The organism is Streptomyces sp. NPDC048361, from assembly GCF_040651795.1.
In the GTDB taxonomy this organism is placed as follows: Bacteria; Actinomycetota; Actinomycetes; order Streptomycetales; family Streptomycetaceae; genus Streptomyces.
The window spans coordinates 116,723-141,643 of sequence record NZ_JBEZKW010000017.1; the positions used below are offsets into that span (position 1 = coordinate 116,723).

General features: G+C 72.2%; 20 protein-coding genes and 1 pseudogene. 11 read left to right on the forward strand and 10 right to left on the reverse strand.

The features are described 5' to 3' along the window. Positions 1-298 precede the first annotated feature (298 nt). Positions 299-1,540 (forward strand): S53 family peptidase, encoded by a 1,242-nt coding sequence (locus AB0D31_RS12935; RefSeq protein ID WP_362721044.1) that lies wholly within the window; start codon positions 299-301, stop codon positions 1,538-1,540. 147 nt (positions 1,541-1,687) lie between these two features. Here the strand turns inward: AB0D31_RS12935 and AB0D31_RS12940 are convergent, their stop codons facing one another. Then, positions 1,688-3,061 (reverse strand): erythromycin esterase family protein, encoded by a 1,374-nt coding sequence (locus tag AB0D31_RS12940; protein ID WP_362721047.1) that lies wholly within the window; start codon positions 3,059-3,061, stop codon positions 1,688-1,690. 217 nt (positions 3,062-3,278) lie between these two features. Between AB0D31_RS12940 and AB0D31_RS12945 the strand changes: the two genes are divergently transcribed. Further along, entirely contained in the window at positions 3,279-4,070 is a 792-nt protein-coding gene (locus AB0D31_RS12945) for an SGNH/GDSL hydrolase family protein (RefSeq protein ID WP_362721050.1), read from the forward strand. Positions 4,071-4,077: 7 nt separating this feature from the next. Here the strand turns inward: AB0D31_RS12945 and AB0D31_RS12950 are convergent, their stop codons facing one another. Beyond that, positions 4,078-5,136, reverse strand: coding sequence for an NAD-dependent epimerase/dehydratase family protein (locus AB0D31_RS12950; RefSeq protein WP_362721053.1), 1,059 nt, complete (start codon positions 5,134-5,136; stop codon positions 4,078-4,080). Positions 5,137-5,211: 75 nt separating this feature from the next. Further along, on the reverse strand, positions 5,212-5,811 hold the full coding sequence (locus tag AB0D31_RS12955) for a GNAT family N-acetyltransferase (protein ID WP_362721055.1): 600 nt from the start codon (positions 5,809-5,811) through the stop codon (positions 5,212-5,214). 140 nt (positions 5,812-5,951) lie between these two features. Here AB0D31_RS12955 and AB0D31_RS12960 point away from each other — a divergent pair, with 140 nt between their 5' ends. Then, positions 5,952-6,401: a PPOX class F420-dependent oxidoreductase gene (locus AB0D31_RS12960; protein WP_362721057.1), complete on the forward strand. Its 450-nt coding sequence runs from the start codon at positions 5,952-5,954 to the stop codon at positions 6,399-6,401. A 139-nt stretch (positions 6,402-6,540) separates the two neighbouring features. Beyond that, positions 6,541-7,737 (forward strand): MBL fold metallo-hydrolase, encoded by a 1,197-nt coding sequence (locus AB0D31_RS12965; RefSeq protein WP_362721060.1) that lies wholly within the window; start codon positions 6,541-6,543, stop codon positions 7,735-7,737. Positions 7,738-7,812: 75 nt separating this feature from the next. On the opposite strand, the gene tsaD is transcribed toward AB0D31_RS12965, so the two are convergent. Continuing rightward, on the reverse strand, positions 7,813-8,883 hold the full coding sequence (tsaD, locus tag AB0D31_RS12970) for a tRNA (adenosine(37)-N6)-threonylcarbamoyltransferase complex transferase subunit TsaD (protein WP_362721062.1): 1,071 nt from the start codon (positions 8,881-8,883) through the stop codon (positions 7,813-7,815). A gap of 171 nt (positions 8,884-9,054) precedes the next feature. On the opposite strand from tsaD, the gene AB0D31_RS12975 reads away from it, so the two are divergent. Then, on the forward strand, positions 9,055-9,471 hold the full coding sequence (locus tag AB0D31_RS12975) for a DUF393 domain-containing protein (protein ID WP_362721065.1): 417 nt from the start codon (positions 9,055-9,057) through the stop codon (positions 9,469-9,471). A 52-nt stretch (positions 9,472-9,523) separates the two neighbouring features. Here the strand turns inward: AB0D31_RS12975 and AB0D31_RS12980 are convergent, their stop codons facing one another. Then, positions 9,524-11,431, reverse strand: a complete 1,908-nt coding sequence (locus AB0D31_RS12980; RefSeq protein WP_362721068.1) for a chloride channel protein — start codon at positions 11,429-11,431, stop codon at positions 9,524-9,526. 240 nt (positions 11,432-11,671) lie between these two features. Continuing rightward, a complete protein-coding gene (locus AB0D31_RS12985; RefSeq protein ID WP_362721070.1) occupies positions 11,672-11,917 on the reverse strand; it encodes a hypothetical protein in 246 nt (81 codons plus the stop codon). A gap of 149 nt (positions 11,918-12,066) precedes the next feature. Between AB0D31_RS12985 and AB0D31_RS12990 the strand changes: the two genes are divergently transcribed. From AB0D31_RS12990 to AB0D31_RS13000, 3 genes and pseudogenes are all read left to right on the forward strand, one after another. After that, positions 12,067-12,750, forward strand: coding sequence for a MarR family transcriptional regulator (locus AB0D31_RS12990; RefSeq protein WP_362721073.1), 684 nt, complete (start codon positions 12,067-12,069; stop codon positions 12,748-12,750). Between the two features lie 37 nt (positions 12,751-12,787). Then, a pseudogene (locus tag AB0D31_RS12995) lies at positions 12,788-12,871 on the forward strand (NmrA family NAD(P)-binding protein); the annotation flags it as partial. Positions 12,872-12,912: 41 nt separating this feature from the next. Then, positions 12,913-13,668 (forward strand): NAD(P)H-binding protein, encoded by a 756-nt coding sequence (locus tag AB0D31_RS13000; protein WP_362721076.1) that lies wholly within the window; start codon positions 12,913-12,915, stop codon positions 13,666-13,668. Between the two features lie 31 nt (positions 13,669-13,699). Here the strand turns inward: AB0D31_RS13000 and narI are convergent, their stop codons facing one another. The 4 genes from narI to AB0D31_RS13020 are packed head-to-tail and all read right to left on the reverse strand — an operon-like array spanning position 13,700 to position 20,499. Beyond that, a complete protein-coding gene (gene narI / locus AB0D31_RS13005; protein WP_362721079.1) occupies positions 13,700-14,440 on the reverse strand; it encodes a respiratory nitrate reductase subunit gamma in 741 nt (246 codons plus the stop codon). Continuing rightward, positions 14,437-15,105: a nitrate reductase molybdenum cofactor assembly chaperone gene (gene narJ, locus AB0D31_RS13010; protein ID WP_362721082.1), complete on the reverse strand. Its 669-nt coding sequence runs from the start codon at positions 15,103-15,105 to the stop codon at positions 14,437-14,439. The genes narI and narJ overlap by 4 nt, the downstream gene beginning before the upstream one ends. Beyond that, a complete protein-coding gene (gene narH, locus AB0D31_RS13015; RefSeq protein WP_362721085.1) occupies positions 15,102-16,808 on the reverse strand; it encodes a nitrate reductase subunit beta in 1,707 nt (568 codons plus the stop codon). The genes narJ and narH overlap by 4 nt, the downstream gene beginning before the upstream one ends. Before the next feature lie 4 nt (positions 16,809-16,812). Beyond that, on the reverse strand, positions 16,813-20,499 hold the full coding sequence (locus AB0D31_RS13020; RefSeq protein WP_362721108.1) for a nitrate reductase subunit alpha: 3,687 nt from the start codon (positions 20,497-20,499) through the stop codon (positions 16,813-16,815). A gap of 269 nt (positions 20,500-20,768) precedes the next feature. Between AB0D31_RS13020 and AB0D31_RS13025 the strand changes: the two genes are divergently transcribed. The 3 genes from AB0D31_RS13025 (at position 20,769) to AB0D31_RS13035 (ending at position 24,712) form a co-directional block, all read left to right on the forward strand. Beyond that, positions 20,769-21,251, forward strand: coding sequence for a zinc ribbon domain-containing protein (locus AB0D31_RS13025; RefSeq protein WP_362721087.1), 483 nt, complete (start codon positions 20,769-20,771; stop codon positions 21,249-21,251). A gap of 391 nt (positions 21,252-21,642) precedes the next feature. Further along, positions 21,643-22,539 carry an NAD(P)H-binding protein gene (locus AB0D31_RS13030; protein WP_362721089.1) on the forward strand — a complete coding sequence of 299 codons (897 nt, stop codon included), beginning with the start codon at positions 21,643-21,645 and terminating at the stop codon, positions 22,537-22,539. Between the two features lie 175 nt (positions 22,540-22,714). Further along, positions 22,715-24,712, forward strand: a complete 1,998-nt coding sequence (locus AB0D31_RS13035; protein WP_362721091.1) for a transglycosylase domain-containing protein — start codon at positions 22,715-22,717, stop codon at positions 24,710-24,712. Positions 24,713-24,921: the final 209 nt, after the last annotated feature.

A 24,921-nucleotide genomic window follows, 5' to 3' on the forward strand; every position in this document is an offset into this window, starting at 1 on the left:
GCCGCACCCAAGGCCGACCCCCCGGGTTGGCGGGCCCCACTCCCCGGCGCAGGCAAGAGGCCTACCGCTTCCGGTGTGATCTCTTCACCGCTTCGTCACCCGAGGCGCACGTCACCACAGAGTCGGGAGGAAGCCTTTGCCATGGGGCGCCTGTCAACCAGTGGTGCCTGTAGGTACGTTCATGACTGCCCCCACTCGCCGTGGTGGCACTCTCCAAACGTCAATTTGTCATGCACCTGGCGTTTCTTCGCGTCCGGTCCGTCCCAGGTCCGGACGATCCCCCCATGGAGGAAGAACCGTGCACCACATACGAACCTCCCGGTTCGGACAACGATCCGCCGGCACCGCATCCGCGCTGCTCTCCCTTCTCGCGCTCGTCACGGGTGGGCTGCTCGCCGCGGCTCCGTCGGCCGGCGCCCAGCAGGCCGCCGCCCCCGCATCCGACGTCAAGCAGTTGTGTGCCACGCAGGCGAAGCCCGGCGTGATGCACTGCCTCGCGCTGGAACGTACGGACGTCAAGCACCACAGAGGTGTCACCGCCGACGCCGCCCCCTCCGGTCTCGGCCCCGCGGATCTCCAGAAGGCGTACAACCTGCCCTCCGGCGGCGCCGGTGCGACCGTGGCGATCGTCGACGCGCAGGACGACCCGAGCGCGGAATCCGATCTGGCCACCTACCGGTCGCAGTACGGTCTGCCGGCGTGTACCACCGCGAACGGGTGTTTCAAGAAGGCCGACCAGAACGGTGGCACCAACTACCCGACGGCGGACTCGGGTTGGGCCGGTGAGATCTCGCTCGACGTCGACATGGTCAGCGCGGTGTGCCCGCAGTGCCACATCCTGCTCGTCGAGGCCAACTCCGCGAACATGGACGACCTCGGGACCGCCGTGAACCGCGCGGTCACCATGGGCGCCAAGTACGTCTCCAACAGCTACGGCGGCTCGGAGGACGCCAGCGACACGGCCGCCGACGGCAAGTACTTCAACCACCCCGGCGTCGCCATCACCGTCTCCTCCGGTGACAGCGGCTACGGCGTCGAGTACCCGGCCGCCTCCCCCTACGTCACCGCGGTCGGCGGCACCTCCCTGAAGCAGGACAGCAGCACGCGCGGCTGGTCCGAGTCGGTCTGGGGCTCCAACGGCGGTGGTGACGGTGCCGGTTCGGGCTGCTCCGCCTACGAGGCGAAGCCGTCCTGGCAGAAGGACACCGGCTGCGCCAAGCGGACCGTCGCCGACGTCTCCGCGGTCGCCGACCCGGCCACCGGCCTCGCCGTGTACGACAGCTACCAGGCGAGCGGCTGGAATGTGTACGGCGGCACCAGCGCCTCCTCACCCATCATCGCCGGCGTGTACGCACTCGCCGGCACCCCGAGCGCGAACTCCACTCCCTCCTCCTTCCCCTACGCCCACACCTCCGCCCTCAACGACGTGACCTCCGGCGCCAACGGCAGCTGCGGCAGCTACCTGTGCACGGCGGGCTCCGGCTACGACGGCCCGACCGGCCTCGGCACCCCGAACGGCACGGCGGCCTTCACCGGCTGATCCACCGTTCCACCCACCCGTGAGGGGGAGGGGCCGTCGCATCGCGGCGGCCCCTCCAGCCGTCCCCTGCCGCCCGCGCAGCACCTCGATGCCCCGTACCCGACCTCGTGCCCCGGCCGCCGTCGCAGCACCTCGACCCTGCACCCGTCACGGCAGCCGGCGCACCGCGGACGCCTCGCGGATGTGGACCAGTACGTCGAAGGCGTCGGTGAGGGAGCCGACGGTGAGGTGTTCGAGGGCGTCGCGCGAGGGATCGTAGACGCCGCTGATGACGCGGAGCTTCGCCGGGCCGGCCCAGTCGCGGCGAGCGGTGTCACCCCGCAGATCGAGCCAGTGGGCGGGCAGATCCACCGCGCCCAGCCTGGCATCGACGGTATCCGGGGCCGGGTGCGGAACCGCGACCGTGCCGAGGTCCCCGTGGTGGAAGCCGATCGCCAAGGAGGCGTACCCGATGCCGAGGCGTCCGCGCAGGGCGCTGCCCACGGTGGACCCGTGCTCGCTTCCGGGCGCCATGCCAAGTCCCGTGCGCGCAGCCGCCGTATGCGCGATGCCGTCCCAGTAGACGACGCGCAGGCCGGTCCGCTCCCGGAAGCCGGCGATGGCGTCCGCCTGCGTCTCGGGCTCGCCCGCGAAGCTGCCCCGGCCGGCCACACTGCGCTCGTGGAAGTCCACGATCAGACGCATCCTCGCCACAACGTCCTCGTGCCCGGTGGTCTCGGGCAGTGAGTGGACGAGCTCCAGCGCGTCCCGGGCGTGGTCGGCGAAGGGGCGACCGGGATGGGTGCCCCGCGCGCGCTGCACATGCTCGTCGCTCCGGTGGGCGGTGCGGATCGGATCCAGGTGGGAGGCGGCCCGGGCCGGCAGCGCCGGGGCGTGCTCGCGGACGTGGTCCAGGACGGCGTCGTAGTCCGCGGGCCGCGCCTGCACCGGCTTCACCCCGAAGATCCGTACGGGGTTCTCGGGGTGGCTCCGGTTGAACGCGCGGATCCACTCCAGCGTCCCGGCCATCTCCTCGGTGCGCCAGGGCCGCCACGCGTCGGCGAGCGCCGAGGCGGCCGTGCCCGGCCCGCCGTGCACATACCGGTCGAGTTCGGCGCCGATGCCGGCGCTGTCCTGCACGGCAAGCGCCCGGAAGCCGTGCCGGACGACCAGCCGGCGCAGGAGCGCGTCGCGGACGCCGAAGGTCTCCCGGGAGAAGCGGGTGGACTCGCCCGCGCCGACGACCTCCGCCCCGTCGGCGAGGTTCGCGGCCAGCTCGTCGAGCGCTCCATCGGAGAACGGGCGCGGAGGCGGGCTCACCTCGGTGTCGATGCGGGCGCCGGTGGCGGCGTCAGCGTCGGTGTGGGCGCCGGTGCCGGTGCCGGCATCAGCGTCGGTGTGGGCGTCGGCGCCCGTATCGGTGCCGGCGTCAGTGTCGGCGTAGGTGTCGGCATCCGTATCGGTATCGGTGTCGGAGGTGACGGGCAGCGTGGCGGAGGGGGCCGGGGGAGTGGGCAGGGAAGTCGCGATGTCGTTCGGCATGCCGCTCAGCCTGTGACCTCAAGTCCGGTCGAGGTCAAGCACCTGAGCCGTTGTTCGCGGAGCCGAAGCTGTGAAGGGCCGCTTACGGTACGGCAGTTGTGGGCCGGCCGGGGGCTATTCCCGGTCCCGGGAAACTGACCGGGTGGTCTATATCACCACCCGTCAACCCCTCCCTACGGTGGCGTAGGTCACGTGCGTTGGAGGAGGATAAGCCCTCGTGGCAGACGATTCGAGATCATTCAGCAACGGCACGTTCGGGTCGTACACGGCGATCGGAGACAGCTTCACGGAAGGCGTCGGCGACCCCGGCCCGGACGGGACGTTCGTCGGCTGGGCGGACCGCTTCGCGGTGCTCCTCGCCGACCGGCGGCCGGAGGGCTCCTTCCGCTATGCCAACCTCGCGGTGCGCGGCAAGCTCCTCGACCAGATCGTCGAGGACCAGGTGCCGAGGGCCAAGGAACTCGCCCCCGACCTGGTGAGCTTCTGCGCCGGCGGCAACGACATCATCCGCCCCGGCACCGACCCCGACGAGGTGGCCGAACGCTTCGAGCGGGCGCTGGCCGACCTGAAGCCGGCGGTCGGCACCGTCATGGTGACCACGGGCTTCGACACCCGGGGCGTCGCGCTCCTGCGCCATCTGCGCGGCAAGATCGCGACGTACAACGGGCATGTGCGGGCCATCGCGGACCGCTACGACTGCCCGGTGCTCGACCTGTGGTCGCTCAAGTCCGTTCAGGACCGGCGGGCCTGGGACGGCGACCGGCTGCACCTCTCCGCCGAGGGGCACACCCGGGTCGCGCTGCGCGCCGCCCAGGTGCTCGGGCTCGACGTGCCGGCCGACCCCGATCAGCCGTGGCCCCCGTTGCCGCCGCGGGGCACCCTCGAAGTGCGGCGCGACGACATCCACTGGGCGCGCGAATATCTGGTGCCGTGGATCGGGCGGCGGCTGCGCGGCGAGTCGTCGGGCGACGCCGTCTCGGCCAAGCGTCCGGACCTGCTACCGCTCTGAGTGCCCATCAGCTCCTGTCCTGTGAGATACCTGATGGCGCATCATCATGGTCTTCCTGCATGGGAGTTGACGGCCGACGGGCCATCAGTACCTTCGCCTCGGTCTCCGGGTCGAGGCCGACGCGGGGGCGGTCCGGCCGCTGGGGAGCGGCACCGCCGATCGAGCGGAGCCACGCCCAGGTGTCGGCGACCGTCTCCTCGACGGGGCGGCAGCGCAGCCCGGTGGCGAGCGCCTTCGTGACCGGGCTGCGGTGCATCGTGTCGTACAGCTCGCCAGGCGGAATCCACACCGGCAGATGCTGCCAGGGCTCGATTCCGGCGGCGAGAATCATCTCGGGGTCGGTCCAGCGCAGGTCGGCCCGCCCGCCGGTGACCCGTACGCAGGCGTCGAGCAGCGAGCCCATCGTGGCGTGGTCCGGCGGACTGACGACGTTGTACGCGCCCCCGAGGCCGGCCTGCGCCGCGTCCATGGTCCACTGCGCGAGGTCGCGGCAGTCGATGTACTGCACCCCCAGGTCGCGCGGCCCGGGCGCGAGCATGTCGCCGCCGCGTGCCGCCCGGTTCAGCCACCACGGCAGGCGGCCGATGTTCTCGTACGGACCGAGGATCAGCCCCGCACGCACCAACACCGTGCGGTCCGCTCCGAATGCACGGACCGCGGCCAGCTCGCCGCCGCGCTTGGCCTGCGGATAGGCCACCTCGCCCGCCTCGTCGGGGGAGCCCTCCACCAGCGGCGCCTCCTCGTCGGCACCGGGCGGCGTCGGATGGGGGTACACCGAGCGGCTGGACACGTACACGTACCGCCCGGCCCGTCCGGCGAGCAGCCGCGCCGTGTCGCGGACCGAGGCCGGGGAGCCGGACCAGGTGTCGACGACCACGTCCCACTCGCCGTCCCTGAGCGCGGCCAGGCCCTCGGCGGTGGTGCGGTCGCCGTGCAGCGAGGCCACCCCGGCGGGCGGCTCGTGGCGGCCCCGGTGGAAGACCGTCACCTCATGTCCGCGGCCAAGTGCCGCCTCGGTCACGGCCCGGCCGACGAATTCCGTTCCGCCCAGCATCAGCAATCTCATGGCGGTCACTCTGCCCGCGCTAGGAGGCGTGGGGAACGGTTGCTTGCTGTGGGCGTAACTGAGGGCGGCCGGGCGTCAGTTCTCGTACGGCCAGGGGTCGCCCGCCACCCGGGCGTGCAGATGCTCGTCGTGCCAGCCGTCCGCGTGCAGCAGCGCACTGCGCATCGTGCCTTCGAGGGCGAACCCGGCGCGCTGTGCCACCCGGCACGAGGCGGGGTTGCCCACCGAATGCGTGATGCGCATGCGGTGCAGCCCCAGCTCGTCGAGTGCCCACCGGCTGACCCGCAAGGTGGCGTCGAGTGCGGCGCCCGCGCCGCGGCCCGACGGGAGCAGCCAGTACAGGAGCTCCCCACTGCCGCCGCGCAGATCGAGGTCTCCCACCCCGATCAGGCCCACCGCCCGGTCGTCGTCGCGTCGTGAGATCGCCCAGATCGCCGAGGCCTCCTCGGTCCAGCGGTGCCCCCAGCGGGCGATCTTCTCGCGCGCGGCGCCGGGCGACAGCGGTTCGGAGCGGTTCCACTGCACGATCGCCGGGTCGAGGCACGAAGCCACCAGGACGTCGGCGTCCGACTCGCGCCAGGGGCGCAGCTCGCGGCCGCCGGGCAGCACGAAGGTGGGCTGAGGGGTCCGCGCCATCCGTCCGGCGGGCACCACGGGGGGTATGGGGGTGATCATCCTCGCATCATGGCAGCCGCTGTGCGGGCCCTGTTCTGGCGGTCCGGTGAATCCGGCGCTCTGTTCTGTGACCCGGTGAATCCGGCGCCCTGTTCTGGCGGTCCGGGGAATCCGGCCGCCCGCATCCGCGTTCCCCAGCCATGACGGCATTCGACGCACCCCAGAAAGCGCTGCTCGAACTCGTCGCCGAGTACGGCGGCGGCGTACTGGTCACCCTGAAGCGGGACGGCCGGCCCCAGCTCTCCAACGTCAACCACGTCTACTATCCGGCGGAGGGCGTCATCAAGGTCTCGCTCACCGACGACCGGGCCAAGACCAAGAACCTGCGGCGTGACCCGCGAGCGAGCTACCACGTGAGCAGCGACGACCGCTGGGCGTGGACCGTCGCGGAGGGGACGGCCGACCTCACCCCGGTCGCCGGTGCCCCGGACGACGCGACGGTCGAGGAACTCGTCGCCCTCTACCGGGACGCCCAGGGGGAGCACCCCGACTGGGACGAGTTCCGCGCCGCCATGGTCCGCGACCGGCGGCTCGTGCTGCGGCTGCGCGTGGAGCGTGCGTACGGTCAGCCTCGTCGGGGCGGCGCCTGACGGGCCCCCGCCGCTCGGCGCCCCGGCCCCGCGTGCGAGCGCCTCGGCGTGCGAGCCCGGCGTGCGAGCAGGGCGGCGGCGTGAGGGCGGGCGCGGGGGCGCACATAATGGAAACAACCCGAACACCCCAGGAGGTGCCGTGACCGGCGCTGGTTCTCTGCATCCGCTCCGTTCCAGACTCCGCGAGCTGCGGCCCGACGCGTTCGGCGCCGACTCGAAGGGCGAGCGCTGGGACCGGATCCGCCGCTCGCCCAACTTCGCGGACGGCGTGTTCCAGAACCCCGAGGGCGCGCGCACCCGCCCTTCGGGCTCCACCGTGGAGTTCGCCAAACAGTTCTTCGCCAAGGAGCAGCGCGTACGCCGCGCTCCCACCGGCACCATTCCGGTCCACCCGACGACCCTCGCCGACATTGCCGCGCCGCCCGCCACGGGGTTGCGTCTCACCTGGATGGGGCATTCGAGCGTGCTCGCCGAGATCGACGGCCGACGGGTGCTGTTCGACCCGGTGTGGGGCGAGCGCTGCTCCCCGTTCGCGTTCGCCGGACCCAAGCGGCTCCACCCCGTGCCGCTGCCGCTGGCCGCGCTCGGCCCGGTCGACGCGGTCGTCATCTCGCACGACCACTACGACCACCTCGACCTGCCGACCATCCGCGCGCTGGCCGGTACGGGCACGGTGTTCGCGGTGCCGCTCGGCGTCGGCGCCCACCTGGAGCACTGGGGCGTCGCTCCCGACCGGATCCACGAGCTCGACTGGAACGAGTCGGTCGAGGTCGGGGGGATCACCCTCACCGCGACCCCGGCGCGCCACTTCTGCGGTCGCGGTCTGCGCAACCGGCAGCACACCCTCTGGGCCTCGTGGGTGGTGACCGGGCCCGAGCACCGGATCTACCACAGCGGTGACACGGGCTATTTCGACGGCTTCAAGGAGATCGGCGCGCAGCACGGCCCGTTCGACGCCACCATGATCCAGATCGGGGCGTACAGCGAGTTCTGGCCCGACATCCACATGACGCCGGCGGAGGGCATGCAGGCCCACCTCGACCTTCAGGGCGGCGCTCCGCAGGGCGTGACGATGCCCATTCACTGGGGCACGTTCAACCTCGCCCCGCATGCCTGGGCCGAGCCCGGCGAGTGGACGAAGGACGCGGCGGAAAGGGCGGAACAGGCGGCGGCCTTCCCCCGCCCCGGCGAGCCCTTCGAGCCCGCGGGCGAGCTGCCCACGACACCGTGGTGGCAGCCCCTGACTGCGCCGCTCGACCACCCGTGGCGCACGGCCGGGGCCCCGGCCGTCACCTCGGAGCCGCTGGGCGAGCTCGACCTCGCGGGCGAGCGGTGACGCGGGGCTGAGGCCCCGCTGACGCGGCAGTGACGCCCCGCAGACGTCGGCCGGGGCGGGCCGCGTGCGTACGCGTCACGCGGCGTGCGGGGTTCGGGCGGTTCGGGCGCGTGGGTGCAGTGCCGCGTACTCCAGTGGAGCGGACGGGTCGATGGAGACGTCGAGCGGGGCCGGTTCGGCGCCCGCGCGGACCAGGAGGTCGCCCACCGCGGCGATCATCGCGCCGTTGTCGGTGCACAGCTTCAGGGGCGGCACCCGCAGGGTGATCCCGGCCGCCGCGCAGCGCTCCTCGGCGAGCGAGCGCACCCGCGAGTTCGCGGCGACCCCGCCCACCACGACCAAGGTCGTGACCCCGTGCGCCCGGCAGGCGGCCACGGCCTTGCGGGTGAGTACGTCGGCGATGGCTTCCTGGAGCGCGGCCGAGCCGTCGGCCACGGGGAGCGGCCGGCCCGCATGGCGCTCCGCCCAGCGGGCGGCGGCCGTCTTGAGTCCCGAGAAGGAGAAGGCGTACGGGTCGTCGCACGGCCCGGTCAACGGCCGCGGGAAGGTGACCGCGCCGGCGTCGCCCGCTCGGGCCGCCCGGTCGACGGCGGGGCCGCCGGGATAGGGGAGCCCGAAGACGCGGGCCACCTTGTCGAAGCATTCGCCCGCCGCGTCGTCCAGGGTGTCCCCGAGGTGTGTGATCGGGTCGCGGGCCAGGTCCCGTACGAGCAGCAGCGAGGTGTGACCGCCGGAGACGATGAGCACCACGCACGGGTCCGGCAGCGGGCCGTGCTCCAGGGTGTCGGCGGCGACGTGCCCCGCCAGGTGGTGGACCCCGTACAGCGGTACGTCCAAGGCGTATGCGAGTCCCTTCGCGCCGGCCAGCCCCACCTGGAGCGCGCCCGACAGGCCGGGGCCGGTGGTCACGGCGACCGCGTCGATGTCGGACATGCTCAGCCCGGCCTCGTCGAGCGCCCGGTGGACGACCGGGGTGAAGGAGTGGACATGGGCCCGGGCGGCGATCTCGGGGACGACTCCGCCGTACCGTGCGTGCTCGTCCATGCTCGACGCCACCGCGTGGCCCAGCAGCCGCCCGCCCCGTACAAGACCGGCGCCGGTCTCGTCGCAGGACGACTCGATCCCGAGCACCACCGGATACCCCACCCCGAACACCTCTTCTGCACCTATTTCGCTACTGCAACATATATGCAAGAAGCATAGAGGGAGGTGGGAGGTGGGGAGGTAGCGGGAGGGAGGGAGGGAGGCAGAGGACGGCGCCGGGCGAGAGGACGGCCGGGCGAGAGGACGGCCGGGCGGGCGGGGCATGATGGGAGCATGCGTACTCGACCTGTACTCGTCTACGACGGAGATTGCGCGTTCTGCAGCACCTGCGTGAACTTCGCCGAGCGGCGCCTGCGGCCCCGCTGCGAGAGTGTTCCCTGGCAATTCGCCGACCTGGATGTCCTCGGGGTCACCCAACAGCGCGCCGAGCACGAGGTGTTGTGGGTCACCCCCACCGGGGCCGTGTACGGCGGCGCGCAGGGTGTGGCGAAGTTGCTGCTGAGCTCGGGCGGCGGCTGGAGCGTCCTGGGGGCGCTGCTCACCCTGCCTCCCGCGCGGTGGATCGCCCATGGCGTCTACCGGCTCGTCGCCGACCACCGCGACCGGATGCCGGGTGGCACACCGGCCTGCGCGCTTCCCGCGGACCGGCGCCCCGCCGCCCGGCCCGAGCCGTCGCCGACCGGGCGCTGAGCCCCGGGCAAAACCCCGGGGCCCCCTGGGTGTGGGAGGTGGACGGGAGCCCTCAGCCCGCGTGCTGGGCGGGAAGCGGTGTGGGCTCCTCGTCGGCGGGCAGGGGCTTGATGCCGGGGCCCGAGGCCACCACGATGGAGCGGCCGCGGCGGGGCCGCAGGGTCAGATGGCGCTCGCGGTGCTGCTCCTCGTGCAGGTCGACGCGGCGTGCGTGCAGAAGCTGACGCAGGCTCACCAGGCCTTCCAGGCGCGGGAGTTGGTCGCGGCTGACGATGAGGATCCGGGTGATGTCGTGCTCCGCCATCCGGTTGGCCAAGGTCCGCAGCGTCTCGTCCTCGAAGGCGGTCACGGCGGGGCGTGCGAGGTCTGACAGGGGTGTGCTGTCGTCGTCGGAGCCGTGGACCAGCTGGTGGCGGGTGACGACACCGGCAAGGGTGTCACCTTCGAGCACGGGGTAGAGGCGCTGCGCCAGAAGCTTGTCCGGGTCGCCGGCCTCGTAGGCGGTGTGCAGCGTCCGGGCGGCCTCGCCCACCGTCTGCCCGGCCTCCAGGGTGAGGCGCAGCGGAGTCTCCAACTGCCGTACGAGATGGACCTCCAGCGGGTCGACGGAGTACTCGCGTGTCAGGTGCATCCCGCGACGGGCGAGCTTCTCGGTGAGCACCGAGCGCTTGAGCACGATGACCGACAGGAGATACGCGGCCGACGCGGTGATGACCATGGGGATGAGGGCGTTCATCTCATGGGTCAGCTCCAGGCAGAACACGATGCCGGTGAGCGGTGAGCGCATCACGCCGCCCAGCACGCCCGCGAGCGAGACCAGTGCCCAGAAGCCGGGACTGACCTGGGGGAAGATGAGCCCCTCGGCCGCACCGAGCGCTCCGCCGATCATGAACATAGGAGCGAGGACGCCGCCCGAGGTGCCCGAGCCCAGCGACAGGCCCCAGATGAGGGTCTTGACGACGAGGATGCCGATGATCAGGCCCGTCGTGGCGCGCCCGGTCAGGAGCTGGTCGATGACGTCGTAGCCGACACCGAGGGCGCGGGGCTCGAAGAGGCCGCCGACGCCGATGATGGCGCCGCCGATGGCCGGCCACCACATCCAGTGGAAGGGCAGCTTGGCGAAGAGGTCCTCGGAGAAGTAGACGAGCCAGGTCGCGCCGAGGGCGAGCAGGCCGGCGGCGAGGCCCGCGACGACGCACAGCCCGTACGCTGATACGGGAAGGTGTGCGGGGACGTGGGCGCCGCCGAACAGGGGCGCGGTGCCGAGCAGCGGGCCGCGTACGAGCGTGGCGGTCGCGGCGGCGACGGCGACGGGCAGGTAGGAGCGCGGGCGCCACTCGAAGAGCAGCAACTCCACGGCGAGCAGGATCGCGGCGAGCGGCGCGTTGAACGTCGCGGCCATGCCGGCCGCGGAACCCGCGACGAGCAACGCCTTGCGTTCGTCCGTGGTGACGCGCAGGTGCTGGGAGATGATCGAGCCGACCGCGCCGCCGGTCATGATGATCGGGCCTTCGGCGCCGAAGGGGCCGCCGGTGCCGATGGATATCGCGGCCGACAGCGGCTTGAGCGCCGCAACGCGGGGCTGCACACGGCTGCCGCCGATCAGGATCGACTCGATGGCCTCCGGCATGCCGTGACCTCGGATCTTCTCCGATCCGTAGCGCGCCATCACACCGATGACCAGACCGCCGACGATGGGCATGATCACGAGGAGCCAGCGGTGCGGGGTGTCGTGCGGCGCGGTCGTCGAGAAGGCGAACCTGCCGTAGAAGCAGAGGTTGGTGAAGAGCGCGATCAGCTTGAGCAGCGCGACGGCGACCAGCGCCGCGGCCCCGCCGATTGGGATGGCGAGCGCGGTGATGGCCACGACGCGCGGCGGCACGTGGAAGTCCCCGAGGTGCGGAATCTTCACGCCGTGGCGTGCGGGTGGATGGGGATGGGCGGCGCTGGTGAAGGGCATGGCAGGGCTCCGTGTTCGGGCAGGGTGGCAGGGTCCGCCGACCCGGGCACGACGTGGTGCCCGCGGGCCCGGGGCAGCGGGGAGTGGACGGGCGGCGCTGCCCGTCAGGAGGGGGTGGGGCGAGAACGGATGAGGCGGGTGGCGGAAGGCGGACGGCGGTGGGACGCGCGTGGCCCGGCCCTCACGTGCCCGAAGGCGCGGCGTGCTTCGTCGGACGCGGTGCCTGCGGACGGCGCCCGGTCAGTCGACGAGCGGGCGGGCCGCTGTGACGCGGCCGGAACGCAGGACTCGGATCGTGGTGCGGTGGCAGATCCGGCACGTGTTCTGGGTCAGGGGAGAGGGCTCCTGGACGCCCCGGACGTAGTAGTCCGCGCGCCGGGCACCGTTCGCATCCGTCGAGTGGTGTATCCCGTACGAACCTTCCCAGGCGTGCCCGCCGTGCAGACACACGAACGAATAGGCTTCGCGTATCGGCTCCACCTTCATCGTCAATCACTCCTTGCTGACCGGTCCCGTCGCGCCCGCGCAGGTCCGGTCGATCCGAACACAGGCTAACATTGCAGACTGCAATGATTACAAGGGGCGTCTGTCCGTCTTGAGGCAGCCTTGACCCATCGGGGTGGATATCAATGTCCATGGCGCACGACGAAGCCGCGGCGCGGAAGCCGCGGAAACCTTCCGGCAGCCAGGCCGGTGCCGGCGACGCGGGCACGGGTGGCGTGGAGGCCGGTGACGCCGGGCCCGGTGGCGCGGAGGCCTGGGGTGCGGAGGCCGGAGGGGCTGAGGCCGGAGGCGCGGGGGCCGACCGGCGCGCCTTGGACCACGAGGCCGAGGAGGTCGCCGTGGCCGTCATGGCCGCCTCGCGCCTCCTGGTGGCGATCTCCGCGCGCGCCCTCGCATCGATCGACGACTCCATGACGCTTCCGCAACTGCGCGCCCTCGTCGTCCTGGAGAGCTGCGAGCCGCTCAAGCTCGCCGCCATGGCCACGACGCTCGGCGTGAACCCGTCCACCGCGATGCGGATGGTCGACCGTCTGGAGGCCGCCGGCCTGGTCGACCGCAGGACCAACCCGGCCAGCCGGCGCGAGGTCGTACTGAACCTGACGGACGCGGGCCGCTCCCTGGTGGGGAAGGTGATGGCGCACCGGCAGGCCGAGGTCGCCGCCCTCGTCGCCCGGGTGCCCGCCGAGGAACGGGCCGGCCTGGTGCCCGCCCTGCGTGCCCTGACCCGCGCCGCGGGCGAGCTGGCCGTGGACCCGTTCGACGAGGTGCGGCGCATCGGCGGGCTCGTCACGGACCCGCTCGCGCCCGGACGCTGACGGCGACCGCGAGGGGGCGGGACGGGTGAAGGTACTGGTGGCCGGTGCGACCGGCTACTTGGGCGGCCGGGTCGTACGCGAGCTGGCCGGGCGCGGTCACGAGGTCAGGGCGCTGGCCCGCACCCCGGACCGGCTCGCCCGGTCCGTGCCTGGGTCCACGAGGTGCACATCGGCGACGCGACCGACCCCGAAGCCCTGCGCGGATGCTGCGACGGCGTCGACGTCGTGGTCAGCACGATCGGCCTGGTGGGCAAGGGCAGGAGCGGCGGCAGGGGGCCTGGCAAGGGTGGCGGCCGGGGCTCGGCGCCGACCTGCTGGGACGTCGACTACGGCGCGAACCGCGCCCTCCTGGCGGAGGCGCGCCGCGCCGGAGCGGCCCGCTTCGTCTATGTGTCGGTGGTGCGCGCCCCCGGCCTCGAACGCGTCCAACTGGTGCGGGCCAAGCGGGAGTTCGAGGCGGAGCTGAGGCGCTCCGGGCTCGCGCACACCGTGCTGTACCCCAACGGGTTCTTCTCCGACATGGACGAGTACCTGGACATGGCCCGCAAGGGCCGCGCGATCGTCTTCGGCGGCGGACGCTTCCGCATCAACCCGGTCGACGGGGCGGACGTCGCGGCGGCGGTCGCCGACGCGGTCACCGGGGCCGCCGAAGAGGTCGAACTCGGTGGCCCCGACGTCCTCACCCATGAGGAGATCGCGCGGCAGGCCTTCCGTGCGCTCGGCCGGCCCGCCCGCATCACCCGGCTGCCCGCCTGGACGCTGCGGGCGGGGCTCGGGGCGGCGCGGCTGCTGACCCCGCTGCGGGTGTACGGCCGGCTGGAGTTCCCGCTGACCGTGCTCACCGAGGACGTCCTGGCTCCCGCGACGGGCCGCCGCCACCTCGCCGACCACTTCCGCGAGGCCGCCGCCGACCGCTGAGCCACGCGGAGCCGGCCCGTCGGGCGGGCGGTCAGCGCGCCGCCGGCTTCTCGCCGCGTGGCCGCACCCCCGCCGCGGGATGGCGGTACGGCGTGGCGCGGGCGCGCGAACGGTAGACGACGTACGGCCTGACCAGGTACCCCAGCGGCGCCGTGAAGGCGTGGATGAGACGGCTGAACGGCCAGGCGGCGAACAGGGTCATCGCAAGGAGCGCGTGCAGCCGGTACACGAGCGGGGCGTGCGCCATCGCGTCCACGTCGGGGTCGAGCGCGAACAGGCTGCGGAACCACACCGAGACGCCGAGGCGGTAGTCGTACGGGTTGGTGGCGCTGGTCGCGGTGGCGGTGAGCCCCGCGAGCAGCACCAGGGTCAGCAGTGGGTGGACGAGGCGGTCGCTGCGGCTGGTGGCGCGGCGTACGCCCGGGGTGCGCAGTCGGCGTACCAGCAGAATGCCCAGGCCCGCGGCGCACGCGATCCCCGCGACTCCGCCCATCGCCAGCGCCGAGGCGTGGTACATCTCCTCGCTGACGTGCAGGCGCTGGGTGAGCGCCTCGGGTACGAGCAGCCCCGTGATGTGCCCGCCGATGACGAGCAGCAGCGCGTAGTGGAAGAGCGGGCCGCCCACCCGCAGCAGCCGCGACTCGTGGAGCTGGCTGGAGCGGGTGGTGAAGCCGAACCGGTCGTAGCGGTAGCGCCAGGCGGTGCCGGCGACGAGGACGGTCAGGACGAGGTAGGGCAGGACGCCCCACAGGGCGATGTGCAGGTGCGTCACCGGTGGGCTCCTTCGGTGGGGCGGGAACCTTGGGGAGAGAAGGGGGCGAGGGTGAGGCCCACGGTCTCGGTGGGCGGCCCGGTGCGCGCCAGGCGCAGCGCCGCCGCGTGATCGGCCGGCGCGGGCCCCGGCAAGGTGCGGCACACCGCGCGCACCACATCGCCGTACGGGCTGCGGAACTTCACCAGGGCGTGGCCGAGCAGTTCCAGGGCGGCCCGGTGCTCGACGAGGACGGCGAGGCCCGGCTCGGGGCAGCGGGCCGCGAACTCCAGGACGCCCGGCAGGAAGTCGGGCAGCTCCCCGTCGCCCTGCTCCCAGCCGTGGTCGCGGAAGAGGGCCTTGAGGCGGGCGAGGGAGGCGCCGCGCCGCCGGGTGTCGCCGTCGGTGTAGTACGTGAGGTGCAGGGCGCGGCGCCGGCTCCGGTCGAAGGTGGCGACATAGCGGGCGCCGAGCTCCAGCGGCGTCACGCAGGCCACGCCGTCGCAGAATCCGCGCAGCAACTCCGCTTCGGGTGAGGCGAGTTGCTCCAGAGTCGTGCGGACGAGGCTCAGCCGGCCGGGCCAGCCGGCGTCGGGGTAGCCCAGCAGGAGCGAGGCGGCCTGGTGGAGGGCGGGGCGGAGCGCGGGCCCTCGTGCGTCCCGCGGCGCGACGACGGCGCGGGTCACCGGCCGTCGTCCTTCCTGCGGCGCGGGAAGAGCCCGCCCGGGGCACCCCGGCCGTCCCAGTTGAGCAGATTGACCCGGCCGCGCAGCCCGGTGTTGGCGGAAGCGTCCGCGCCGGCCGCGCCGCCTGCCCCACCCGCGCCGGCCGCGCCGCCTGCCCCACCCGCGCCGGCCGCCGCGGGCACCGGTGGCGCGTGGAAGGCCTCCATGCCGGGCAGCCCCGCCTCGTACATGCCGGGCCCGCCGTCGCCGTCCAGGCTGCACCCGTCGCCCGGATCGCTGGGGACCGAACCGGTGTAGCTGGTGGGGATCACATAGCGGTCCTCGTACTTCGCGATGGCGAGCAGGCGGTACATCTCCTCGATGCGCCGCTCGTCGAGACCCACCCCTCGGGCGATCGCCGGGTCGCGCTCCTCGCCGAGGTTGATGCGCCGCATATGGGCGCGCATCGCGGCGAGCCGGCACAGCGCCGCCTCCACCGGTTCGATGTCACCGGCCGTGAAGAGACCCGCGAGGTACTCCAGAGGGATGCGCAGCGAGTCGATGGCACCGAACAGCTGCGCCGGGTCCTCGCCGTCGTGACCGCCGCGGGTCAGCGAGTCCACGATGGGCGACAGCGGCGGCACGTACCAGACCATGGGCATGGTGCGGTACTCCGGGTGCAGCGGAAGCGCCACCCGGTAGTCGGTGATCAGGGCGCGCACCGGTGAGCGGCGCGCGGCCGTGATCCAGTCGTGCGGGATGCCCGACTCCTCGGCGGCGCGGGCGACTTCGGGATCGTCCGGGTCGAGGAAGCACTCCAGCTGCGCCTCGTACAGGTCCTTCTCGTCGGCGACCGCCGCGGCCTCGCCCACCTTGTCGGCGTCGTACAGCATCACGCCGAGGTAGCGGAGCCGGCCCACACAGGTCTCCGAGCAGACGGTGGGCTCACCCGCCTCGATGCGCGGATAGCAGAACGTGCACTTCTCGGCCTTGCCGCTCTGGTGGTTGAAGTAGATCTTCTTGTACGGGCATCCCGACACGCACATCCGCCAGCCGCGGCAGCGGTCCTGGTCGACCAGGACGATGCCGTCCTCGATGCGTTTGTACAGGGCGCCCGAGGGGCAGACCGCGACGCACGACGGGTTGAGGCAGTGCTCGCAGATCCGCGGCAGGTAGAACATGAACGCCTGCTCGTACTCCAGGCGCACCGACTCGTTCATCTGCCGCAGCACCGGGTCGCCGGCCAGATGTGCGGGGCCGCCGCCCAGGTCGTCGTCCCAGTTCGGCCCCCAGGTCACCTCGGTGGGCCGGCCGTCGATCAGGGAGCGGGGCCGGGCGGTCGGCACGTCGTCGCCGAGCGGGGCGGTGGTCAGCGTCTCGTAGTCGTACGTCCACGGCTCGTAGTAGTCGGCCAGGGACGGAAGTTCGGGGTTGGCGAACAGGGTGGCGAGGCGCCGCGCGCGGCCGCCGCTGCGTGGCACGAGACGGCCGTTCTTGAGCCGCCAGCCGCCCTTCCACTTCTCCTGGTCCTCGTGGCCGCGCGGGTAGCCCTGGCCGGGGCGGGTCTCGACGTTGTTGAACCAGGCGTACTCGGTGCCCGTGCGGTTGGTCCACGTCTGCTTGCACGTGACCGAACAGGTGTGACAGCCAATGCACTTGTCGAGGTTCATGACCATGGCGACCTGCGCCATGACACGTCCGATGCGTGCTTCACGACGGGGCATGGTCTCAGTACTCCACGTTCTGCGAGCGGCGGCGGATCACGGTGACGGCGTCGCGCTGGTTGCCGGTCGGGCCGTAGTAGTTGGGCGCGAACGACAACTGGCCGTATCCGCCGATCAGATGGGTCGGTTTGATGAGGACTTTGGTGAGCGCGTTGTGTACACCGCCGCGCCGGCCGGTCGTCTCCGACTTGGGGACGTTCACCATCCGCTCCTGCACGTGGTACATGAACACGGTCCCGGCCGGCATGCGGTGCGAGACGATGGCGCGGGCCACCACGACGCCGTTGGCGTTGACCGCCTCGATCCAGTCGTTGTCCGCCACCTCGATGGCTTCGGCGTCCTGCACACTCATCCAGATGACGGGCCCGCCGCGCGCCAGGGTCTGCATCAGGAGGTTCTCCTGGTACTCGGAGTGGATGGACCACTTCGAGTGCGGGGTGACGTAGCGGACCGCGACGGAACGGGCGCCGGGCTCCTGCGCCCCGGCGTACTCGCCGAGCGCCGCGAGGTCCAACGGGGGCCGGTACAGCGGGAGTTGCTCGCCCAGCTCGGCCATCCAGTCGTGGTCGAGGTAGAAGTGCTGGCGGCCGGTGAGGGTGTGCCAGGGCTTGCGGTGCTCGGTGTTGATCGTGAAGGGGGAGTAGCGGCGGTCGGGGGCCTCCTTGCCCGACCACTCGAAGCTCGCCCCGACCTGGACGGGCCCGCGCTGGGTGTCGGAGAACACTACCCGCCGCTCGGAGACCGTCTCCGACAGCGAGACGAGAGCGCTCTCGGGGCCGCAGCGCAGGGCGAGCTGCTCGAACCCCTCGGCGGCGATCCGCCCGTTGGTGGTGCCGGAGAGCGCCAGGATCGCCTCGCACAGCTTCACATCGGTGTCCAGGAGCGGCCTGCCGCTCGCCGGCCCCTCGGCCTTGGTGCCGCACCGGCTGGCCAGCCAGCGCATCTCGGGCCCGGGATGGACGGTGACGCCCTTCACCGTCATGCCGTGCTGTTCGGCCAGCGGTCCGAGCGCGGCGAGCCGGTCGGCCACGGAGGTGTAGTCGCGCTCCACCAGGGTGAGGTTCGGCATGTTGAACCCGGGCACCGGGGGCGGGCCGCCCTGCCACTCGGGAGTGGTACCGCCGGGCTGGGCCATCTCGCCCGGGGTGTCGTGCTGGAGGGCGGTGGCAACCAGGTCATGGGCGGTGTCCAGATGGCCGGCCGAGAGCTCGCTGAGCTTGGCCGCGAGCCCGTGGAAGATCTCGAAGTCGGTACGGGCCTGCCACGGCGGGTCGATCGCCGGCGAGAACGCGTGCACATAGGGGTGCATGTCCGTGCTGGACAGGTCGTGCTTCTCGTACCAGGTGGCGGCCGGCAGGACCAGGTCCGCCATCAGCGTCGTGGACGTCATACGGAAGTCGAGGGCGAGCAGCAGGTCGAGCTTGCCGCGCGGAGCCTCCTGACGCCACACGACGTCGCGGGGCCGCTCCTCTGGGCTCGCCTCGTCGGCCGACGCGTTGTCGCTGGTGCCGAGCAGATGGCGCAGGAAGAACTCGTTGCCCTTGGCGGACGAGCCGATGAGATTGGCCCGCCACACGGTGAGCACCCGGGGCCAGTTGGCCGGCGCGTCCGGGTCGGAAGCGGCGAACTCCAGTCGCCCTGCGGCGAGTTCGGTAGCCGTCCACTCGCCCGGCTCATGCCCACTGGCGTGCACCCGGGCGCCGAGGTCGAGCGGGTTGGCGGTGAAAGTGGGATAGGAGGGCATCCAGCCCAGGCGCGCGGACTGCGCGACCAGGTCGGCGGTGTGCCGCCCGGTGAAGAGGCCTTGCCCGACCGGCGAGGACAGCGCGTCCGCGCCGTACTTCTCGTACCGCCACTGGTCGGTGTGGAGGTACCAGAACGGGGTGCCCGCCATCTGCCGTGACGGGCGCACCCAGTCAGCCGCGGACTGCATCTGCTGCCAGCCCGTGTAGGGGCGGACCTTCTCCTGCCCCACGTAATGCGCCCAGCCGCCGCCATTGACTCCCTGACACCCCGTCAGGAGCAGCAACGAAAGGAAGGAGCGGTAGATCGTGTCGGAGTGGAACCAGTGGTTGGTCCCCGCCCCCATCACGATCATGCAGCGGCCGCGGGTCTTCTCCGCGGTGTGCGCGAACTCCCGGGCCGCCCGTACCACCGCACCCGCAGGCACCGAGGTGATGGTCTCCTGCCAGGCGGGCGTGCACGGCTGCGAGGCGTCCTCGTAGTCGACGGGCCACTGCCCCGTGAGCCCCTCGCGCCACACCCCGTACTGGGCGAGCAGCAGATCGAAGACCGTGGTCACCCGGCGCCCGCCGATCTCCCGCACCGGCACCGCGCGCCGCACCGTGCCGGCCCGGTCGAACCGCGGCAGCAGGATCTCGGCGCTCAGGGCGCCCGTGGACCGGTGGAAGGTCAGCTCGGGCACGACGTCGCCGAGCTCCAGGTTCCACCGCCCCTCGCCCTCCTTGGACCAGCGGTCGCCGAGCGTGCCGCCCGGCACGACGGGCCTGCCGGACACCTCGTCGACCAGGACCGGCCGGAACCGGTCGGCCGGCGCGCCCGGCTCGTCGCCGAGCCCGAGGTCGTCCGCGGTCACGAACTTCCCGGCGACGTTGTGGCCGTCCTCCTGCGCCGTCACCTCGACCAGGAACGGCAGGTCCGTGAACTTCCTTACGTAGTCGACGAAGTACGGCACCTGCCGCTTCACGAAGAACTCGCTGAGGATGACGTGGCCCATCGCCATGGCCAGCGCCCCGTCGGTGCCGGGGTGCGGATGCAGCCACTCGTCCGCGAACTTCGTCGCGTCCGCGTAGTCGGGGGAGACCACCACCACCTTCTGCCCCCGGTAGCGCGCCTCGGCCATCCAGTGCGCGTCCGGTGTCCGCGTCACCGGCACGTTGGAGCCCCACAGCATCAGATACGCCGCGTCCCACCAGTCACCCGACTCCGGGACGTCCGTCTGGTCGCCGAAGACCTGCGGCGAGGCGATCGGCAGATCCGCGTACCAGTCGTAGAAGGACAGCATGGGCGCACCGATGAGCGAGTGATAGCGGGCGCCGACCGTGTGGGAGGCCATCGACATCGCGGGGATCGGGGAGAACCCGGCGACCCGGTCGGGACCGTACGTCTTGATGGTGTGCACCTGCGCGGCGGCCGCCATCTCCAGGGCCTCGTCCCAGCCGACCCGCACCAGGCCGCCCTTGCCGCGGGCCGACTGGTAGCGCCGGCGCCGCTCGGGGTCCTGGGTGACCTCGGCCCAGGCCGCCACCGGGTCCTTCAGGCGCGCCTTCGCCTCGCGGTACATCTCCACCAGGACCCCGCGGGCCATCGGGTACCGCACGCGGGTGGGGGAGTAGGTGTACCAGGAGAAGGAGGCGCCGCGGGGACAGCCGCGTGGCTCGTACTCGGGGCGGTCGGGGCCCACCGAGGGATAGTCCGTCTCCTGGGTCTCCCAGGTGATGAGGCCGTCCTTGACGTACACCTTCCACGAGCACGACCCCGTGCAGTTCACCCCGTGCGTGGAGCGCACCACCTTGTCGTGGGCCCAACGCTCGCGGTACGGCTCGTCGTTGACCTTCTGATCGGCGCGGTAGACCGCCCTCAGATCCGGTGTCGTCGTGGTCCGCCGCAGTATCCGCCCCGCTCGCAGAAGCTGTTCCGTGGCGTTGGCCGCCACCTTCTCCGCTTCCATGCGGGCACCGCGCCGTACTGACACCGTCGCTCCTTTCAGGGCTGCCCGGAACACACCGGGCCCCCGCTCTGCCTTACGGTGGCCGGTGTTCCGCTTCACCTTCAGACTGCACGCGCGCAGCTGTGGGTGAGGGGGCGACTCCGGAGAGTTGATGCGAGCTATACGCTTTTTGTCTTGCTCTTTGCAATACTTGCAATACGCATGTGTGTCTTCGGCCGATGGGGCGACCGGAGCGAAACACTGCTGGTCAATGGGAGGGTGACGGACTGATGGAACAGCGAAGTGCCCGGATGGTGGCCGATCTCGGCCGGATCCTCGCGACGGCCTCGCCGGACGCCGGCGGCGCCCTGTGGCGGCTGGGCGAGAGCGGCCGGGGGCTCGACGCGAACCTGCTGCGGCTGCCGCCCGGCCGCGCCATCGACGAGCACACGGACCTCGCCCTCGACGTCCTGCTGGTCGTCCTCGAAGGCGGCGGCCACCTGCGTACCGAGGAGGGCACCCAGGAGCTGCGCCCGGTCACGGCGCTCTGGCTGCCCAAAGGTTCGCGGCGCGCCCTGGTCGCCGGCACCGAGGGCATGGGGTACCTCTCCGTGCACCGGCGCAGACCGGGGCTCACCATCGGCGGCCCGCCGAGCGACGAGGGCGGCGAGGCGGCGTGCCTGCTCGCGCAGGTGTGCCCGGAGTGCGGCCGGCTCGCCACCGAGCGCGGCGCGCGCTTCTGCTGGAGCTGCGGTACGGCACTGCAGGGGTGAGAGCGGCCGGCGCCCCGAGCGCTTGCTGAGCGCGTGCCCGCTGTGGCGCCAACTGCCTGCCACGCCGTCGCGTTGGAGGTCCGGTCCCAGATGCCGGCACCGGCCATCCGGTCGCTGCGGCATCCATGCCGCGCAGTCAATCACCCCGCCGCATCGATGAGGTGGGGCGAGCCCTTGACTCCGGAACCCGCGATCGGCATTCGACGGGCCTGTCCGGGAAGGCGTGTTCCTGGCGGCCACTCGCGCCGGCGTCGGTCATCCTGCCGACGGCTGCTCACCGGCCGAAGCGTTTCCGGCCCCGGCCGTCGACCGGCCGCCGTGGCGCGCGGCCGGTACCGAGCCGGGCCGTCCGGGTCCGGCCGACCGCCGCCGCATGGCATGGGAGGACATCATGCAGATCGCTGTCACCACCCCGACCGGCAACGTCGGCCGGCACGTCGTCACCGCACTGCTGCGGGCCGGCGTCCGGCCCCGCGTGCTGCTGCGCGACCCGTCGCGGCTGGATCCCGGCGTCAAGGACGACGTGGACGCCGTACGGGTCGACCAGTACGACGCCGCTGCGGTTGCGGCCGCCACCCGTGGCGTGGACGCCCTGTTCTGGGTGGACCCCACCACCGGCAGCGAGGATCCCCTCGCCGACTACGCGCGGGCCACCGCGAGCGTGGTCGGCGCCGTCACCGAGAACGGGATCGGCCGTGTCGTCTTCCAGAGCAGCGTCGGCGCCGAAAAACGCCAGGGCGCGGGCGAGATCGACGGACTTGCCCACACGGAAACCGCTCTCGACGCCCTCGGCATCGACGTGACCCATCTGCGCTGCGGCTACTTCTTCACCAACCTCGAACTGCAACTCGACGCGCTGCGCGCCGGCACGCTCCAGGTCATCCTCCCCCTCGACCAGCCCATGGCCTGGGTCGCGCCCCGCGACATCGCCGAGGTGGCCGCCGGCCGGCTGCTCTCGCCCACCTGGTCCGGCCGGTGCGTCCAGGCGGTCCACGGCCCCGCCGACCTCACCTGGCGCGAGGTCGCCCACCTCCTCACCGCCGCGACGGGACGCACGATCGGCGTGGAGCGGATCACGGACGACGCGATGCGCGCCCAGCTCCACCGCGCCGGGATGACCGACGGCCTGGTCGAAGCGGTGCTCGGCATGTCGACCGGACTCCGCGAGGACTTCGTACCCGAGCAGCCGCGCACGGTGCGGACCACCACCCCGACCACCCTCGCCTCCTGGGCCTACGACCACCTCCGGCACCGGATCGGTGACGAGGCGGCGGGAACCATGAGGTGATGCGAGGGCGCGGAGCCGCGAGGTGATGCGAATGCGGGGGACCATGAGTTGACTCATAGGTGTACTGCGTATCTTTCGCAGTATGCCCTTCACGCGTTCCCGCCCGGCCGGATCATCGGCCGACGGATCCTCGACCCCTGGATCCGCGTTCACCCGTGCCCTTCGCTTCCTCGCAGTGAGCGTCCTGGCGGGCGCCTTGGCCGCCGGCATCGCGCTGCCGGTGGCGGGAGCGCTGGGGGTGGGCGCCAAATCCGCGGCGGAGAGCTTCAACAGCCTGCCCGACGAGTTCAAGACACCGCCGCTGTCCCAGGCTTCCAAGATCTACGACGCCGACGGCGGGCTCATAGCCACGGTCTACGACCGCGACCGCACCGTCATACCAGGCGACCAGATCGCACCGGTCATGCGCAAGGCGCTCGTCGACATCGAGGACAACCGCTTCTATCAGCACGGAGCCGTGGACCTCCAGGGCGTGCTGCGCGCGCTGAACAAGAACGCCGCCAGCGGAAGCGTCGCGCAGGGCGCCTCCACCCTCACCCAGCAGTACGTCAAGAACGTCTTCGTCGAGCAGGCGGGCAGTGACCAGAAGGCGGTCCTCGAAGCCCAGCGCCAGACCATCGGCCGCAAGATCCAGGAGCTGCGGTACGCGATCGAGCTCGAACAGACCCTCCCCAAGGACCAGATCCTCACCAACTACCTCAACATCACGTTCTTCGGGGAGCAGGCGTACGGCATCGAGGCGGCGTCCGAGCGCTACTTCAGCGTGCACGCCAAGGACCTGACCCTGCCCCAGGCGGCCCTGCTGGCCGGGCTCGTCCAGTCGCCGTCCATGTACGACCCGGTCACCAACGGGGACCTCGCCAAGCAGCGCCGCGACACCGTCCTGAACAAGATGGCCGAGTACGGTTCGATCACCGCCGCCCAGGCCCAGCAGGCGATCGCCACGCCCATCAAGCTCCGGATCCGCGCGCCGCGACAGGGCTGCATCACCGCCCACCAGGGCGAGGGCTTCTTCTGCGACTACGTACACCGCACCGTCCTCGCCGACCCGGCGTTCGGCAAGACGGCCACCGAGCGGCGGGCGCTGTGGAGCAGGGGCGGGCTCCAGATCCACACGACGCTGTCGCCCAAGGCACAGAAGTCCCTCCAGGAGTCGGTGACCTCACACGCGTACACCACCGACGACGCCGCCGCGGTGATGAGCCTCGTCCAGCCCGGCACCGGCAAGATCGTCGCGATGGGCCAGAGCCGTGACTACGGCCTGGGCGCGCACCAGGCCGAGATCAACCTCAACGTCGGCACGAAGATGGGCGGCGGCCTGGGCTTCCCGACCGGCTCCACGTTCAAGCCGATCGTGGCGGCCGCGGCCCTGGAGAAGGGCACGAGCCCGAGCCAGCAGTACCCCGCGCCGTACTCCATGCCCTGGCCCGCCATGTCCGACTGCGCCGGCAACACCTACCCGGAGAACGGCGAGGTCCACAACGACAGCCACTCGCTGGTCGGCCCGTTCGCCATGCCGGACGCCATGGCCCAGTCCGTCAACACCTACTTCGCCGAGCTGGAGGCCGACACCGGGCTGTGCGACGTGGCGAAGATGGCCAACTCGCTCGGCATCACCGCCCAGGCGGGCGGCACCAAGCTCCAGGTGGTCCCCTCGCTGACGCTCGGCAGCAACGACCTGACGCCGCTGGAGATGGCCAACGTGTACGCGACCTTCGCCAACCACGGCACGTACTGCACCCCGGTCGCGGTGACCGCGGTGACCAAGCCGGACGGCGCCGGCATCGCGGTGCCGCAGGCCGACTGTCACCAGGTGATGTCCCCGCAGACCGCCGACACCGTCACGACGATGCTCCTGGGCGTCGTGCAGGACGGCACCGGCAAGCCCGCCGGGCTCACCGACCGCGACAGCGCGGGCAAGACCGGCACCACCGACGAGAGCAAGCAGGTCTGGTTCGCCGGGTTCACGCCCGAGCTGTCCGGGGCGGCCGTCGTCAGCGACACGAGGAGCCCGCACGACCTCGACGGCCAGAGCATCGGCGGCACCACCGTCGGCCAGGCCTTCGGCGGCACCCTCGCGGGGCCCGTCTGGCGCGACTCCTTCGAAGGCGCACTTGCCGGAGTCCCGGCCGGAACACTCACCACGACGACCCTGCCGGGCTCGGCCGGCTGAGGAGCGGCGCGGCAGCGGAGGGGTGGGGGAGGTGCAGCAGAGAGGCAGCGCAGGGGGTCAGGACGCGGGCGGGGCCGGGGGGGGGGGTGCGGGGGGGGGGTGGGTGTGTGGGTTTTCTTGGTGCTTTGCCCTTGCGGCGGGGGGGGGGGGGCCGGTCCCCGGGCCCCCCACCCGCGGCCCCCGCCCAGCACGTCGAGAGCCCCCCGGCC